17 protein-coding genes and 1 pseudogene are annotated in these 15,864 nt (G+C 33.6%); 11 read left to right on the forward strand and 7 right to left on the reverse strand.

The features are described from left to right. Window positions 1-130 precede the first annotated feature (130 nt). Both FJQ98_RS11905 and FJQ98_RS11910 read left to right on the forward strand, forming a co-directional pair. The gene (locus tag FJQ98_RS11905; protein WP_143115064.1) at window positions 131-376 is read left to right on the forward strand and encodes a hypothetical protein; all 246 of its coding nucleotides are present in this window, start codon (window positions 131-133) and stop codon (window positions 374-376) included. 677 nt (window positions 377-1,053) lie between these two features. Then, window positions 1,054-1,182 (forward strand): annotated as a pseudogene (locus FJQ98_RS11910) (YfzA family protein); the annotation flags it as partial. A 78-nt stretch (window positions 1,183-1,260) separates the two neighbouring features. Here FJQ98_RS11910 and FJQ98_RS11915 read toward each other — a convergent pair. Beyond that, window positions 1,261-2,421, reverse strand: a complete 1,161-nt coding sequence (locus FJQ98_RS11915) for a Ger(x)C family spore germination protein (RefSeq protein WP_053597012.1) — start codon at window positions 2,419-2,421, stop codon at window positions 1,261-1,263. Window positions 2,422-2,762: 341 nt separating this feature from the next. After that, window positions 2,763-3,167 carry a VOC family protein gene (locus FJQ98_RS11920; protein ID WP_053597013.1) on the reverse strand — a complete coding sequence of 135 codons (405 nt, stop codon included), beginning with the start codon at window positions 3,165-3,167 and terminating at the stop codon, window positions 2,763-2,765. Between the two features lie 221 nt (window positions 3,168-3,388). Here FJQ98_RS11920 and FJQ98_RS11925 point away from each other — a divergent pair, with 221 nt between their 5' ends. After that, on the forward strand, window positions 3,389-3,562 hold the full coding sequence (locus tag FJQ98_RS11925) for a hypothetical protein (RefSeq protein ID WP_198926940.1): 174 nt from the start codon (window positions 3,389-3,391) through the stop codon (window positions 3,560-3,562). Window positions 3,563-3,691: 129 nt separating this feature from the next. Here the strand turns inward: FJQ98_RS11925 and FJQ98_RS11930 are convergent, their stop codons facing one another. Continuing rightward, window positions 3,692-4,132: a carboxymuconolactone decarboxylase family protein gene (locus tag FJQ98_RS11930; RefSeq protein WP_053597014.1), complete on the reverse strand. Its 441-nt coding sequence runs from the start codon at window positions 4,130-4,132 to the stop codon at window positions 3,692-3,694. Window positions 4,133-4,355: 223 nt separating this feature from the next. Between FJQ98_RS11930 and FJQ98_RS11935 the strand changes: the two genes are divergently transcribed. Together FJQ98_RS11935 and FJQ98_RS11940 are read left to right on the forward strand one after the other, a co-directional pair. Further along, window positions 4,356-5,003 carry a pentapeptide repeat-containing protein gene (locus FJQ98_RS11935; RefSeq protein ID WP_053597015.1) on the forward strand — a complete coding sequence of 216 codons (648 nt, stop codon included), beginning with the start codon at window positions 4,356-4,358 and terminating at the stop codon, window positions 5,001-5,003. A gap of 667 nt (window positions 5,004-5,670) precedes the next feature. Continuing rightward, the gene (locus FJQ98_RS11940; protein ID WP_053597016.1) at window positions 5,671-6,432 is read left to right on the forward strand and encodes an alpha/beta fold hydrolase; all 762 of its coding nucleotides are present in this window, start codon (window positions 5,671-5,673) and stop codon (window positions 6,430-6,432) included. Between the two features lie 349 nt (window positions 6,433-6,781). Here FJQ98_RS11940 and FJQ98_RS11945 read toward each other — a convergent pair whose 3' ends face one another. Beyond that, on the reverse strand, window positions 6,782-7,540 hold the full coding sequence (locus FJQ98_RS11945) for an SDR family NAD(P)-dependent oxidoreductase (protein WP_053597017.1): 759 nt from the start codon (window positions 7,538-7,540) through the stop codon (window positions 6,782-6,784). A gap of 130 nt (window positions 7,541-7,670) precedes the next feature. On the opposite strand from FJQ98_RS11945, the gene FJQ98_RS27190 reads away from it, so the two are divergent. Together FJQ98_RS27190 and FJQ98_RS27195 are read left to right on the forward strand one after the other, a co-directional pair. Beyond that, window positions 7,671-8,270: a LysR family transcriptional regulator gene (locus FJQ98_RS27190; RefSeq protein WP_201406701.1), complete on the forward strand. Its 600-nt coding sequence runs from the start codon at window positions 7,671-7,673 to the stop codon at window positions 8,268-8,270. Then, on the forward strand, window positions 8,267-8,557 hold the full coding sequence (locus FJQ98_RS27195) for a LysR substrate-binding domain-containing protein (RefSeq protein ID WP_201406702.1): 291 nt from the start codon (window positions 8,267-8,269) through the stop codon (window positions 8,555-8,557). Before FJQ98_RS27190 ends, FJQ98_RS27195 begins: the two co-directional genes overlap by 4 nt. A 262-nt stretch (window positions 8,558-8,819) precedes the next feature. Here the strand turns inward: FJQ98_RS27195 and FJQ98_RS11960 are convergent, their stop codons facing one another. Together FJQ98_RS11960 and FJQ98_RS11965 are read right to left on the reverse strand one after the other, a co-directional pair. Continuing rightward, a complete protein-coding gene (locus FJQ98_RS11960) occupies window positions 8,820-9,020 on the reverse strand; it encodes a hypothetical protein (RefSeq protein WP_053597019.1) in 201 nt (66 codons plus the stop codon). A gap of 202 nt (window positions 9,021-9,222) precedes the next feature. Then, the gene (locus FJQ98_RS11965) at window positions 9,223-9,840 is read right to left on the reverse strand and encodes a hypothetical protein (protein WP_053597020.1); all 618 of its coding nucleotides are present in this window, start codon (window positions 9,838-9,840) and stop codon (window positions 9,223-9,225) included. 228 nt (window positions 9,841-10,068) lie between these two features. On the opposite strand from FJQ98_RS11965, the gene FJQ98_RS11970 reads away from it, so the two are divergent. Continuing rightward, window positions 10,069-10,326, forward strand: coding sequence for a hypothetical protein (locus tag FJQ98_RS11970; RefSeq protein ID WP_053597021.1), 258 nt, complete (start codon window positions 10,069-10,071; stop codon window positions 10,324-10,326). Between the two features lie 653 nt (window positions 10,327-10,979). Here the strand turns inward: FJQ98_RS11970 and FJQ98_RS11975 are convergent. Beyond that, on the reverse strand, window positions 10,980-12,485 hold the full coding sequence (locus tag FJQ98_RS11975; RefSeq protein WP_201406703.1) for a hypothetical protein: 1,506 nt from the start codon (window positions 12,483-12,485) through the stop codon (window positions 10,980-10,982). Between the two features lie 332 nt (window positions 12,486-12,817). Between FJQ98_RS11975 and FJQ98_RS11980 the strand changes: the two genes are divergently transcribed. The 3 genes from FJQ98_RS11980 (at window position 12,818) to FJQ98_RS11990 (ending at window position 15,812) form a co-directional block, all read left to right on the forward strand. After that, window positions 12,818-13,531, forward strand: a complete 714-nt coding sequence (locus FJQ98_RS11980; protein ID WP_053596555.1) for a YukJ family protein — start codon at window positions 12,818-12,820, stop codon at window positions 13,529-13,531. 901 nt (window positions 13,532-14,432) lie between these two features. Further along, entirely contained in the window at window positions 14,433-15,152 is a 720-nt protein-coding gene (locus tag FJQ98_RS11985) for a peptidoglycan recognition protein family protein (protein ID WP_053596556.1), read from the forward strand. Window positions 15,153-15,518: 366 nt separating this feature from the next. Then, complete coding sequence (locus tag FJQ98_RS11990; RefSeq protein WP_053596557.1) at window positions 15,519-15,812, forward strand: hypothetical protein; 294 nt, start codon at window positions 15,519-15,521, stop codon at window positions 15,810-15,812. Window positions 15,813-15,864 lie beyond the last annotated feature (52 nt).

The following is a 15,864-nucleotide window of genomic DNA, read 5'->3' on the forward strand; positions in this document are numbered from 1 at the left end:
TACTTAATGAATTTAAGCGACCTCGCCCAACGAAAATCAGCGTCATCTAATTAACGGAAGTGGGTAAAAATGGTGAATTGACGTACGTAATGATAAAATTAAATTAGTATCCGAAGGGGGGAGAGGAAGAATGGGGTTCTTTATTGTAATGATGGGATTAATCATTTTTATGGTGGTAATCAATTCCGTGAAAAAGGAATCGCATAATAATGATGATTCAGCAAGAAATCGTTCTAATCATGCGAGTACTCATACTACTGATTATAGTTCAACAGGTACATTTGCTTCCGTACAAGATTCACACAATTGTTCAGATGGTGCTTCTAGTTATAATGATACGTCTAGTTGCAGTGATAGTGGTTCGTCGTCCGATTAAGCTGTTTAATGTTATTCACTCCCTTTACATTACCATTTTAGGGAATTTGCATGCAAAAGTACATATAAAAAGAATATTTGTACTAACGATGGGGGAACAGTTTATATTGATTTCAGCATAATTCCATTTTCTTTGGGGGACGGGGAATACACTGAGGTAAATAAAGCTATTCAAGAAAGTAAAGAATTTTTCAAGTAGAAGGTATGGTAAAAATAATAAATTCAATGGAGATAAGAATTTTATATACAAAGCTTATATGGCCAGGTTTCAATTCATTTTGAATGTGGTCTTTTTCTTATTCAAGCAAATACTCTTATCAAAGCAGGAACATTCTTTCTATGTATTATGTCTCTTTCAAGTTCTCAGATTTGTGTTACTAATTTTTTGATTTTAGATTCAGCTGAGGCAGCAATTACAAATGCATTCATTGGAATTTATCCTAGTATTTATGAAAAAATGATAACATAAAAAGCTGCAGCGTATGACAACGCTACAGCTCAGAATTGGTCTTGCCCTTTTAATGGTTTAGCCATTAAAAGCATTATAACACATAGTAGGGAAAATCAAAGTTATTATTGAGGATTTACTTTAGTGAAATGAATATTACCGTTGGATAGTTGACACAATCGGAAAACAAGATAGTTGTATGAGATGAAGACAACACAAAATGGTGGCACAAGCTCTTTATAGAATGGTTTACCCCATATAACACACCCGAATTTAATTTGTTCACTGCATTCTTTGCCATTACGTTACTTCCATACGCGCTAATAGGTGCTATAAAAGATATTTTCTCTAGAAAATAAAATTCATCATACAATAAGAAAAAGGAATAAAGCTAAAATCCCTCAAATAGTAAATATTGAGGATTTTTCTTTGAATAGCTATTCTTTAATTGTTTCAGCAAATGATTTTCGACCAGGATTAATTTTATTTACGGTAACATCTAATTTACTAATTGAATCTGCTGTCAATGGAACCTTACCATCTTTCTCTATTTTTTTCCATACCTTTACGTTTTTTCGATATAGCTGCTCTGATAAGCGGTAAATATCAACATCTAACTTTAAGCCCTCTTCATATGTTGATTTTATATCTTTTTTAACTGACTTAATAATACCTTTTCTTATTTCGTCAGAGGATACTTTTCCTTTGAAACCATTGATTATCGCATTAAATTTTACATCAATTTCAAATTTTACTTCATTGTTTTTAACAATGGGTTTAACGTCTAAACTTAATTTTTCTAAATCTACTGTTAAGTAATCTCTTTCTTTACTACTGTCTAATTTAAAGGTTACTTCTCCACGAGTTTTTTTGGGAGTCATCCATTGGATACCTCTTGCCGCCTCATTATTTATAAAGCCTTTAAATCCATCCTTTGAAAGTACTCCGACACCTGTTAAGGCAGTTTCCACTGTTGGCTCGTTGGTTGTCTCCCAGTTTTTGTTGATTGTAACGAATGGAATATTAACTTCATGACTCGGCTCATTTAAGTCGATAACTAGTTTTCGTAAATCAACGGGCTCTACATATGTTTCTAAATCTTTTGTATGCAATGGATTGCTAAGTTTTGAAGCTGTTAACGATTTATTTAATATCGGTGTGACTAAAAGAATATCTTTAATAGGTTCCTGTGTAGAATAAGTCAATATTTGATATCTTGTTTCCCGATGGCGTAAAAAACTGTCAATAATGGGGATTGCATTCTCATGTTTCAAGGCATCCTCTGAGAAAAGAAGAAAAGTCATATGTCCCCAGAAAACTTTTTGGTCAATGGAGCGGTATAATTTAAAAAATGCCTCTTCCATCGTTTTTCCTTTAGCAAATCCAACCTCTGCCTGTGTCGCTTGAGGATTAGGCGTTTCAGATTTAGCAACACTAGCAAAGTTGATGATTTGCATATATATTTCATATTGACCATCTTTATAATCGATACCAATCCCGTCAATATAGTACATTCTTTGTGGTTCAGAGACATCCCAACATCCAGAAAGCAATAGTACAGCTGTTAAACTAACTATTAACGTAATTTTTTTCTTCATTTTTTGATCCCTACTTTTGAAATTCTTGTGTAATTTTGAGGAGTAAAGTGGTTTAGTTTTAGCTTGGACAAAAAACGAGGGGATTATAAGTAGAGAAAAACTTAGGATAGCTACATCTAACCATTTTGATCCCGCATTAACGGGCAGTAATTTATATGTACCGAAAGTGAAGCGTCTAGTGGAAGACTCCCACCTCGAAATGAAGCGAATGCAAAGAAGTTAGGTGGGAGATTAACTGCCTGTAAAAGCCCGATTGGTGAGGGCTAATCAGTGGGGGATGAAGAAAACCACCACTGATTATAGTTTCACTTAATAATGAGTACCTGGCATATTTTCGTGTTTTATATTCCTTTATTATCACGGATTTCTATAATGGTTCCTTCAGGCGCTTTTAACTTACAGAGATGGCCATTTTCAACTTTATAAATAATTTCATCCTTTTTGCAAATAAAATTAACATTCATATCCTTTAATCGTTCTACCTCTTGGCTAAGATTGTCAACCCATAAACAGAAATGTACAATCCCCTGAGCATTTGAATTGCATGCATCAAGTTCTTTATTAAATTTCTCGGTTTGGAGTTCAATATAAAATGCTCCGAGTTTTAACCAAGTATTAAAATGTCTTTCGTGGAAGTTTGTTGACTCTTGTACTAGTTCAAATCCCAATACTTCCGTGTAAAAATTTAAAGATTCAGCATATGTATTAGTTTGTATACATATGTGATGCACATACTTTTCAGCCATAAACTTATTTCTCCTTTTATTCAAAGTACTTTATAAATATAGTTGTGGAATAATGAAAAGTCACTCATAAATTGTAATGATACACTCCGCATTGTTAAATAATTACTTTAAAGTGATATCAGAATAGCTTATTACCGAGGAAATAGTGTAAGATTTAGCATCTATTCTTATAAGTATAAATTACGCCAAAATGGATAATTTATATATCGGAGGTGATAATTATGACAAAAGAAAAACGAAATAAAAGTGAAGTAGATCAAGTAGAATTTGGGTCAGATTTAAGCCCTGATGATTTAGATGTGCGTGAAGAAAATGATCTTACAAAAGAACAAATGGACAATTCAATTAAAGAAAAACAACACAACGAAAACACTTCCTCAAGACGTAATAAATAATAAGAGAAGAAGCATAAAATTTTCTACCACAATCTCCGGGTTGTGGTAATTTAAATTGGGAAAACTATAAATAATTCCGCAATAAAAGAGAAAAACGAACACCTCAAAATGTTCGTTTATAAGTAATTACTATTCAGTCACTGTATTTCCCATTGCAATCGAAATCCTATTCCAGCTGTTAATTTGATTGATGATTAGTACAAGGTCAACATATTGTTTCTCGTCATAGTGTTCACGTACTCTTTTATAGAGATCTTCAGGAACTCTTTTAGTAGGAATTAGCGTAATATGTTCGCTTAGTTCTAGAGCAACTTTCTCTTCTGGTGTATAAAAAGAGCATTCATTCCAAGCATTTAAACAATAAATACGCTGCTCAGTTTCACCCATCTTACGAGCATCAGCTGTATGCAAATTTATACAGTAGGCGCACCCATTAATTTGAGAAACTCTAATTTTAATAAGCTCCCTAATCGTTCGATGAATTGTCGACGTCTTCGTGTATTTCTCCATATCCATCATAATTTTCATTCCATCAGGTGCAACATCGTAGTAAGCAACTCTTTGACTCATAAAGACAAAACTCCTTTTTATTTAAGATAAAATCAATTATAATAGAAAGCGAACATACGTTCAAATATTTGACTTAATTGCTTCAAGTGTTAGGAGAATTTTCTTTATAAAATGACACGTCGAGTAGTTAGTTGTAGTTAATATTTAAATATGTAAAACTATAGATAAAGAATGGGGAGGGGTAAAATAAGTAGCGAAATAAAAATGAGAAAGGACAAATCGAATGACTACAAAATTTAAAATTGAACTCCCGCTTATTCCAAATGATTTGGTTAAAGGAACTTTTGAAGATGTTTTTTATGATGAGGAACCTTATTTATCAAATCAACTAATTTCAAATACAAGTAGAGAAAATGATAGTATTGAACGTTTGATTTTATCTAAAGTTATGTTTCAGAAAGTATCTTTGATTAACTCGAACTTTAACAAGATTGATATGACCGATGTAATCTTTGAAAACTGTGACTTATCTAACTCAAAATTTAACGAGGGAATTATACATCGAGTTACATTTAAAAACTGTAAACTAGTAGGTGTTGATTTTTCAGAGGCCAATTTAGGAAACGTTTCTTTTGAAGATTGTGTGATGAATTTATGTAACTTTGGAGAAACAAGATTAAAACAGGTTTGTTTTGAACAGTCGTCATTACGTAGTACAAGCTATTACGACTGCCAATTTAAGAAAATGAAATTTGAAAAATGTAACATTGATGAAGTTGATTTTAGCGATACGCCTCTAAATAATGTAGATATAAGCACATGTACATTTGAACGATTAAATGTAACATTAAAAAATTTAAGCGGTTGTGTGATTTCCAGTGAACAAGCAATTGGCTTTGCTGAATTACTAGGTTTAAAAGTTAAACGATAATACTGACCGGGTCCTCAATTAAATTTGAGCCTGGTTTTTTTTGTGAAATTAAACTGAGTTTGTAAAAAATCCTTTTATCGGGCAGCCCTATATTTTCTTAATCAACACGCCAGAACCTTTAATTTTCTAGTTTATATGAGTTATAAAAACAGAAGCAAAGGACAGAGTTGCAGCATCGGCCAATCGATATATAGCAGCATTGAACGGTACATTATTTGATACTTAACTGTTTTTTCGAAAATTGTACAATTGATTGAAAAATCTGATTTTGAAATCTTCATAGTAAATGATATGGTACTAACATAAACAAGAAAAAGTAAAGGAGAATGATGATGGAAATAAAAGATTAATAATAGAAATTGTTTTCACATAAATATTAGTATCTTTTGCTTTTACTCACCCTGTTGAAGTAACATACGAACTGATTTAACAAGAAATTGATAAATTAGCACAAAAACTTGAATTCATGTTTGAAGAAGCTGCCTCTAAATGAGGAGAGAAATTTTAAATGAAAGATGATGACACAGAGTAATAGGCAATTGATTGTCTTATTTGGGAGTACTGGTGATCTGGCAACAAGGAAGTTTATTCCAACTATTTATTTTAAAAAGTTTTATTAACTCTATGGTGTTTATAATAAAATCTTGATAAAAATGGGGGATTAAATATGAGTGAATTTATTGAAAATGAAGCAGGAAAAAAATTAGATATAGGTGGCATTGAATTATACTATGAATTGTTAGGGGAGCATCACGAAGGTCCAACTTTAGTTTTCGATTCTGGGTATGGAGCTACTTTAGAAAACTGGAATTCGATTAAAGATGAGGTGTCAAAGTTCTCAAGAATGTTCATTTATGATAGAGCAGGAATCGGGAAAAGTGAATTGGATGACAGACCTCGACATAGTAGACAAAATGTCGATAACTTACGTATATTACTTAATAAAGCAGGTGTAAAGCCTCCGTATGTATTAGTTGGTCACTCATTAGGGGGAATAAATGTAAGATTATTTGCAAGTACGTATCCAGAGGAAGTCGCAGGAATAGTTCTCTTAGATTCATCTCATGAGGATCAAAATAAAATATTGCCTCCCTTATTTACAAAAGAAGTTCAGGAAGCGTATTATAATCAATTTACTATAGAAGGATCTCTTGATGAGATTGAAGAAAGTTTTGAGCAAGTTCGTACTTCTAAATCTTTTGGAAATACCCCATTGATTGTCGTGACAGGAGGTTTGCAGCCTTTTCATACAAAGGAATCAATGGCTGCTTGGATGAGACTTCAGGAAGAGCTTGCAAACTTGTCAACTAATAATCAACATATTATCGTTGAAGATGCTGGACATGTGATACATTTTGATAAACCAGACGTTGTTATTGGTATATTAAGAGATATTTTAAGTATTGTAGTAAAGAATGAAAATAGATAATGCTTTTCATTGTGCCCCCCTGCATCTGGAATGGCGATTTTACAGGTTAATAATAGCAAATAGTGGGTAGGAAGTTATAGAATCTGAAAGTAATGTTATTGATAAAAAAGATACTTTTAACATAAAAATAACATTTTCTACTGATGAGATTGGCATTTTTAAAAACCCTAATTAAAAATGGTTTCACAATGATAATTCATAGAAATGTCGTGTAGTAAGGTACATTACGATTTTGCAATAGCGTAGGAAATAAAAATAAGACCAAGATATTCAATCTTGGTCTATGTTCGTTCTTCCAATGTTTTGAGATAAATGTTTTAAAAATTGACTTGGAAATTATTTCTGAATATTAGTGAGCAACTTGTCCGCCATCAGCTACATAAACGTAGCCGTTACAGAAGCTTGCTGCGTCTGAAGAAAGGAATACAACGACTTCCGCAATTTCTTCTGGTTTAGCAGCTCGACCCATTGGAACGTTAGACACAACTTCATTCCAAACTTCAGGATTATCTTTCCACATTTGAGTCATTGGTGTTTCTGTTAAGCCTGGTGCCACAGCATTTACTCGAATACCGTCTTGAGCGTGGTCAATGGCAGCTGCTTTTGTTAAACCAGTTACGGCGTGTTTCGCTGTTACGTATGGTGCCATATTTGGATCAGCAATGACACCAGCTACTGAAGCTGTGTTGACAATTGTACCGCCACCATTAGCAATCATGTATTCCAGTTCATGTTTCACTGCAAAGAATACGCCTTTAACGTCAACGGCCATTACTTTATCAAATGTGTCTTCTTCAATATCTACGAATTTTGTTGGTTTATTTAAAACGCCTGCATTGTTGAATGCATGATGTAATCCACCAAATTTTTCTACAGTTTGTTTGACAAGTAATTTCAATTGCTCTGGGCTTGTTACATCTGTTTGAAAGAATACGGCTTCTCCGCCTTGTTGTTGAATGAGCGCTACAGTTTCTTGTGCACGGTCATCCACATCACCAATAGCAACTTTCGCACCACGACGTGCAAACGCTAGTGCTGTAGCACGACCTATACCTGTTGCTGCTCCAGTGATTAAGACAACTCGACCTTCAAAATCTTTACCATTCATATTATTGCCTCCCCATATTTGTCAGTCTTCTTTACATGTGTAGTATAGCTTTCTTAAAAAAACGAATTCAATATTTTTGAATGCATTAACTTATTCCTTTATAGTAATAAGCATAAGAAGGTGAGTAATAATGCAAATAACACAATTAGAATATTTCATAGTAGTAGCGCGCTTGGAACATATGTCGCAGGCCGCATTGGAATTAGAGGTTTCGCAATCTTCATTAAGTAAAACGATAGCCCGTTTAGAGGATGATATAGGAGTACCACTCTTTGATCGAAAAGGGAAATCTATTCGTTTGAATGAATATGGACGAATTTTTTATGAAAAGGTGGGAAAGGCTTTAGATGATTTACAAGAGGCGAAAACAGAAATTCAAGAACTGGCTAATATTAGAGAAGATAGTGTAGCGATTAATGTAATGAATTCAAAACTATTGCCAAAATTATTTTATGATTTTTATAAAAAGCGCCCGAATGTTAAAATCCGACAGTATTTATTACCAGATAAATTAGCGCTCCAAAAATTAATTTGTGGTGAAATTGACTTAATGATTGTCATCAATCCTATAAAAGACGAAAGAATAGAGTGGGTTCCGTTATTTACAGAAGAAGTCTTTTTAGTAGTCCCGAAAAATCATCCGTTAGCTGCTAAAGAAAGTATTTCATTGATTGAGACAAAGGATGAAATGTTTATTTTGTCAGAAACAGGGCAAAATTTCCAAAAGTGACAGAAAATCAATTATTTGAAAGTGCAGGTTTTAAGCCGAATATTGCTTTTGAAGGTGAAGATTTATCGATTATTTTACAACTGGTGAACGAAGGAAAGGGCATCTCTTTTATTTTCAAATATTCATTTTTAGATCAGTATTTAGACAATGTAAAGATATTAAAAATTTCAAATCCTGATTGCTTTCAAACGGTAGGAATTGCTTGGAATAAAAAGAGAAAAAGTTCATTTGTCGTAAACAGTTTTCGTGATTTTGCTATTTCATTTTTAAAGGATAGTACAGAATAATGCTATACAACGAAAGAAGCCTTGCAAAAAAGCATGAATGTTTACAGAATTTAGATGTTCATGCTTTTAATTCATTGTAGGGATCTCTATTTAATTTTGTAATGGAATTCTACGTTGCTTAAGAAGATAAAGCTTTTTTGATAATTTTAACATCTGTCTCAAGGCGATCTACTACATGAAGCGGAGCTAATGGCAGGGTTGTTTATTTTTTGGAGGAAACGATTAAAAAGGGTCACTTACAGTCTAGTGACCCTGAACAAAACTAGATGGATTTAGTGAACTTATGGGGTTTTTCAGCTTTAATTGAAGCTACTTCTCCACAATTTTGACACAGAGTAAAAATAAGTGCAGAACCATTAGAAAAAACTTTGTCAACTGGTTTTAAAGCGGCATAACCATCGAGTTTACCCTCAGAAAATGAATCATTACCACAAGCCTTACAAATTAATTTATTGTTTTCCATAATATCACCCCGATATGTAATATATGTAAATTATAACATAAAAAACGACGATGTGTTATAGACGCTACAGCTAGTTTACAAAAATGGCCACTCGTTAAAGAGTAGCCTTCTTTTATGATATCCCTAGTAACTTTTTTATTAAAAAAGTATATTCTCTTTTCTTAGTACTGTACCAGAAATTAACCAAAGTAAATGATCTTCATTAAATTTTGTTCCAGATGACCATAAATTGCGCTGCTTCAGATTCAAGCGCAATTAGATGATCATCAGTAGAGGGTTCATCTGAAATTAATCGTCCTTTTTGGACATTTAAAATTGCAGGTTTTATATCAGGAGAATGCTCAATGGTGAAATCAGATTGATTTAATAGTGTCAAAGATGAGCGGCATTTATTTTTATCAATTCGTTCGTCCTTGCCTTTAAAATATAACTTGATTAAGTGTGGAACTCCATCAATCTTTAATCCAAGTTCTGGTGATGAACGTACAGTTAAATAGTCGCTATTCCAATTGGATTTGCCTGGGTCAAACCATTCAATTTCTTTATTTTTAATAAATTTTAAATGTGCTTTGACTGCCTCAAGGTAATTTCTTTGTTTAGCTTCAGAAACCTTGTTAGCAAGAGCAAGCAGGTAATCGTTACTAAATTCTTTCTCATGAAATTTTCGAATACCATCTCGTAAAGGTTTCCAGTAATCAAAAGCAGGGTTGTATTCATCTTGATATTTTATTTGTCTTACCATTGAGGTTTTACCAGTAACGCCTTTGAAAGTAAAGTCTGTAAATTGTGTAAGACCGATAGATACTTTTTTTGAAGACATTCATAACAGCTCCTTTTACAAATTAACGTCTATGAAAACCACTGTATTCACAACAAATCAATAAGCTGAAGGGTAAACATTTTATTCACCTAACTGGCAAACAATTCAAAACGATAAAATGATGAAAGCCTAAATATGCAACTGCATTATGTCTCTAGACAGAAAAAGGAGTATGGCTATATGCTAGATCGCTAAATACGCATCGAGTAGCGGCTGCCGAGAAGTGAAATGGAGACTTTCTATGATGGATTTCATGAAAATAATCAAGCAGCTATCGGTGCAGTAGAAGTTAAATGGATTATGGAAGATTATGATGTAGTGATTGAACGAGTATATGACATGATTCGTAGTTTAAGAAGCATGTTAGTCAGAAAATTGATGACATGGAGGTGGATGGGGTTTATTAACGGCCTGCAACAGTTTAAGTTATCGGCAATGATTGGTATAAGAGGTGGATCCAGAGGTTGGCCGAGATCAAAAATATAAAGTGATATGTGGGTTAATCATTATAGCATTGGTGTACCAATAATTATTACATGTGGGCAATAAAAAAGGGCCTAATCTTACGAGGGATTGTACAGCAAATTAGTTAAGAATAGCCTGGCAGATTCTTGAATTAAACAAAAAGCTGCCTAACAGTTACCTGTTAAACAGCACATGGATATTGTAAATATAAAACAAAAAACAGGAAAAATCAACAAATTTTTAGTTGTTTAGATTGCTTTTGTTAAACGAATTGCAAAGCCTAACTGGAAATGAATATTCTCACCAGTAAAATGTCAGTCACTGCGTCAACAATCGTAAACAATGCATAGCAATCAACAATCTCGAGAACAATGTAACCAATAAAGTGGCGGTGTGGACGTCGAAATTTGGCGCGAATAAATGATTGAAGTTCCATTTTTAGGAATGATAGAATAAGTGTTATAGACTGACTACTCCCACAGCTAAAACAGTTGGGTTCTTATATACTTAATAGAAGCGTTACAAAGCTCTCCACAGATGGTGTTGCCATGTCCTGTGTACAACATCTTTGATTTATCTTCTGTTCCATAAGACTTTCTTATTTACACAACTGATGTTGTGTTGGCAATAAGTTTTAACGAAGGCAGGTAGCTCTACCTACGGAGGAATACCCCTCACTTGATTTGTTGGATACCCATGCTAAGAGGGAATGTTTTCTTTACTTGTTTCAAGTCTTCTATATGTTGATTGTGTAACTCTAAAAAGGTAGTAAACGTTTTATTGCATAAGTCTTGATTAGTTTGTTGTAAATTTGGATCACTATTCATCAGTAAAAACGCACTATATAAATCTCGTTGTACGAAATGACTTCCAATTTGACTCCAACGTTGATGGAGTTTTTTCTTTTCATAACGATCCGTCACATGGTTATACTGACTGGCTCGAAAGGTTATCGTATTTACTTTCTGTATCGTTTGCTTTGTGTAACCTAATTTTTGATGGATGATTTCCACTAGCATGGCTGGGGCATGATTCCCAATGCTTTTTCCAAAACGCTTTTTAGATTGGATTTTGCCCTGTATAGTTGTTTTGGTTTCTTTTGCACGTTTTGCCAATCCTTTAAAATGCATGGTTTCGATGTACACCTCATCGCCAAGAGACAAGATTTTATTTGCTAACGCACCATGTTTTTCTTTGATGTAGGAAGCTTTCTTTCTATATAATTCTTTTACTTGTTCTTTTGTTTTTTGATAGTTTTTACTATATGTCCAACGGAGTTTGACGCCATGTTTTATAGTCCCATCCTTTTTGAAATTGTTAGGATTGGTACTTCTACGACTTCTATCCAACTTGCGTAATAAACGTCTTTTTTGTTTCTCCAATAAAGGTACTTCTGGAGCAAGTTGTTGGATGAAAACTGTTTCTTCTGAAACAATCGCAATAGTAGAAGGACCCATGTCAATACCTACTCGTTTTTGTTTTTGATAGGAATGCCGAAAGGCTCCTGTTGATGGTATTCTCTTGGCAGGAGGAATCCCATCCATCACAAGTTGTACGTAAAAAGTATGTTTTCCACGAATCACTTTTTTGACTAGACGACAATATTTAATGGTATGAAGAGCAAGAGATTCTTTTACAAACAAATCTTGTTTGCGAATACGAACAGGAAGGATTAATCCATTCCAATAGACAATATTTTCTTTAAATCGAATGCCTGCTTTATTAGATTTCCCTTCTACAGAATGAAACATTCCGTACCGTTTAAAGTGTGCTTTGCTCCCTTTAAATAGAACATCTTGAACCGCTCTCCAGACAGTAGAGGCGATTTTCTGAGAAGTATTGCTATCTATATGTTTTTTATAGTTATGTTGATGCTTTTTAATATACGCATGCAGTTGATATTCACTTAAGCCAAAAGATTGACGAATGTTATTTAATTCTTTTGCGATCTGCTTCAATTCTTTTGAATCATTCGTTTTTTTCGCTTTTTGGTAGCCACGTAATTGTTTTCGATAGTGTTTTGATTCTTGCATGAAAGTATATTGTTTTACTGCATAAGACAAAGTTGTATTATAGAGTGTACGGGCAATTTCAAAACGTTTTAATAGGATATCCTTTTGCCATGTATCTATAAGTAACTTGAGTTCTATAATAAAACAATTTTTCTTCCATTTCGTCATTACCCGTCACTCCTTTCTTTTTTTGATTATTTACAATATACAATATAAACATATGTTCTATAAAGAAAAATCACTTCATTCCTCCCACATCTGAAGAAGTGGGCTTCCTGAAGCTCACTTCTATGAGTAAAAACAAATGAGTATTTTTAGGAGGTAACCATAAAAATGTCTGAAGAGACTAGGTACTTCCATACGTTAATCAAGCGAGATGAAGATATTAATTAATAGGTCACTTTTTGACTAACTTTTCATTTTGACAAAATTAATAGTAAAACCAGACACTAAGCGAGCTAAGAATGGAAAAAATCTATTAAATTGGAGGTTATAGTTCTATGCCCTTATTCAAGTACGGAGTGTTAAAAGGCAAAGTTGTTGACGTGAGACCTGTGGATTCATTTGACAAAACCCCTCATTACGAAGTGCATATTCGGGCAACAAAGAAGGACAAAAGCGAAGAGAATTATAGGATTGCGATCAATGTTGCCTCTAAGGTAAAGCCTTCAGAAGTCCTGTATTTTGTTAGTGAAGATTTTAACTCGAAGCATATAACAATTATTCCACATTACGAAGAAGGATTTACAGAGGTTACTAGTGAAAATCGTGAAATTGCATTAGATTATATTCGCGGTGGCTTATTTGATCCCCAAAAAATGATTCCTCTCCCTGCAACAAAGAACGGACTAGACAATGACTTAAATGAGAAAGTTAATAAATATATGCAAGAGGCTATGACTAAAAAAGCTACAGTTTACGCTTACGGAGAAAAATTTAAAAATGAAGATGTAAAAGATAAATATTTCGGTTTTTCTCCAGGCAGAGGCATACATGATATTCATATGAATCAAGGAAATAGTAGAGATTTTAGAAAAGACGACGGGATATGGCAAGATGGTGGCGTACTCATTCATTTTGAGGAAGAAAATAGATGGGTTGGTATATTCCTTGCATTCCAATCTCAATCTTGGTGTACAGATGACGAGGGACATGCTACTAAGCCAGTTAGTGTATGTAACCATACCAATAGAAAATCAGTAATAGAAATTTAATATTTACAAAAAGAATGGTGAAGAACTAGCTTATAATTATCTTGTTACAGCTGGATAAATTTATATTGCAAAGATGGGTGATGATGATTTAGCAATGTTGAATTAAATTATGTAAGCCCAGAAACTCAATTTAATTTTGAACTGCCCTCGTCAAGTAGACAGTGGAAATAACAAAACATGTATTAAGCGGCTTGAGCCCTGAATTCTAAAGGACTCAAGCCGTGATCAATCGCTTGTTTTAACTCTCCATATGAATCGTACTTATGTAAATAATACTTCTCACATTTCAGTGTGCCTCAAAATGATTCAATCGGTCCGTTATCAATACATCAAATTGAAGCGTTGAAACATGTGATTGTAGAATTATCTCTACTGGTTGGGGTGTTATGTAATATGTTCAATGATACTAGTGGGCTAATGATCGTATGGGGAGAGTTGATAGAAAAAGGAACGTATTAGCAATTTAAAAAAGGTTGTGCTGGGTTGTATAAATGGAGAAACAACATAACGAAAACAAGTAAACGCAGCATGAGCTAGCGTTATTTTTTATGCCTTTCACAGATAATTGTGCAGGGATTTTTTTTTGCAACTAATAAAATGAGGATGAGGAATATAAGTAAGATTGAATGGTTACAACGTTTTTTAAAATCAGATAGTTCAAAGTTAATGTATAGTTTAGTGCTAAATTTAAGTGCCAATACAATTGATTTCACAATAGGTTTGCTCAAAACTAAACCTAATAAAAAGGTAAAGTTCCGTAGTAGTGGAATCACTCGTAAATTAGTATTATTGATCATACTTGTTTAAATTCAATTCTGAATCGTTTTAAATTGACTGATGATAAGAGTATAGATCCATTTATTGATTTTTTCAAAAATGCGACGAGAGGGGAAATGAGAAAATGACTTATTTTATAGAAAAACGCTTAATGTCAGGATTGCCGAACGTAGCTTTAACTGCGATTAAATATGTTATTGCTCATGAATCTGGCAATCCGAATAATTATGGACCGAATGCTTTGGAAAACGAACTAGCTTTTATGAATCAAAATAAAGCCACTGCCTTTACTTCTCACTGGGTAGGCGGTGGTGGACGGATCGTGCAAGTTGCGCCAGTTAATCGTGTGCAATATGGTTGTGGTCCTATAGGTAATCCACTTAGCTATGCACAAGTAGAGTTGGCTCGAACGAATGACAAGGAACAATTTAAAAAGGATTATGCCGCTTACATTTGGTTACTAAGAGAACTTGCAAAAGAGGCTGGAATGCCTATTGTACTAGATAGTAGTGGCGATGGTATTAAGTCGCATCGTTGGATCGCAGATACTTTAGGCGGTACAACTCATAATGACCCATTTCCGTATTTACAAACCATGGGAATCACAGATGAACAATTCAAACTAGATATTAAAAATGGTTTGGATAAACAACAAACAGATAAGGATGATGACATAATGCAATTTACAAACGAAACTACAAAAGCAGCAGTACGTGATTACATCAAACAATCTGTAGATAAAAAGCTGATTGATAAGTCATGGCTAGATAAATTTGACCAAGGCACTATGACAGGCGGCGACTATGAAGGACTAAAAATCATCATTGCGCAACGTAGTAACTAACAGCAAAGCCTAGGAACTCAATTAATTTTGAGCCTAGGCTTTTTTGTGTTTCCGTTAAAATGTCTTAAATCGATCGTTTTTTATTGTTGAAGTATATTGAAAAAATTTAGGGTTTACTAGACCCTTACGCAAATCAATCATCCCTAATTGTCCCATTCTACTCAATAAAGGAACCATCCAACTACCACTTTGAGCACTTTGTAACTATTGTAAAGCCTAAACGATTCGCTTTGAATGACTTAACACAAGTCAATTCGGATGGACGAGAAGTAGATAATATTTGCTTTGAATGTTTGAAAGAGCAAATCGAAAATTACGTTATCTAATTACACAATGTGAGTATGAACGTTAGAAAGGAATGATTTTATGGAATTGAATGTTTATGGTTTAAAATGCGACAATCCTGTATGCGATTATCAAGATAATTCAATCAAACTTGAACAGTATGAGGACTATATAAATTATCCTTGCCCTAAGTGTAGTGCACCATTATTAACTCAAGCAGACTATGATACAACAATGGTAATTATCCAAGCTGAAAAATCAGCAGAAGAATTAGGCTTAAGTGACAATAACCTTAACCATGGAGAAAAATTTAAATTAAGAGTTGAGCTAGATGGTTCTGGGGTGCCTAAATTTGATATGAAACAGGTTGAATAGCTAAACATTCTGACGATATTAACTTATGTCCAAAGGATATGAGATGGGATAT

This window comes from Lysinibacillus agricola, assembly GCF_016638705.1.
GTDB lineage: Bacteria > Bacillota > Bacilli > Bacillales_A > Planococcaceae > Lysinibacillus > Lysinibacillus agricola.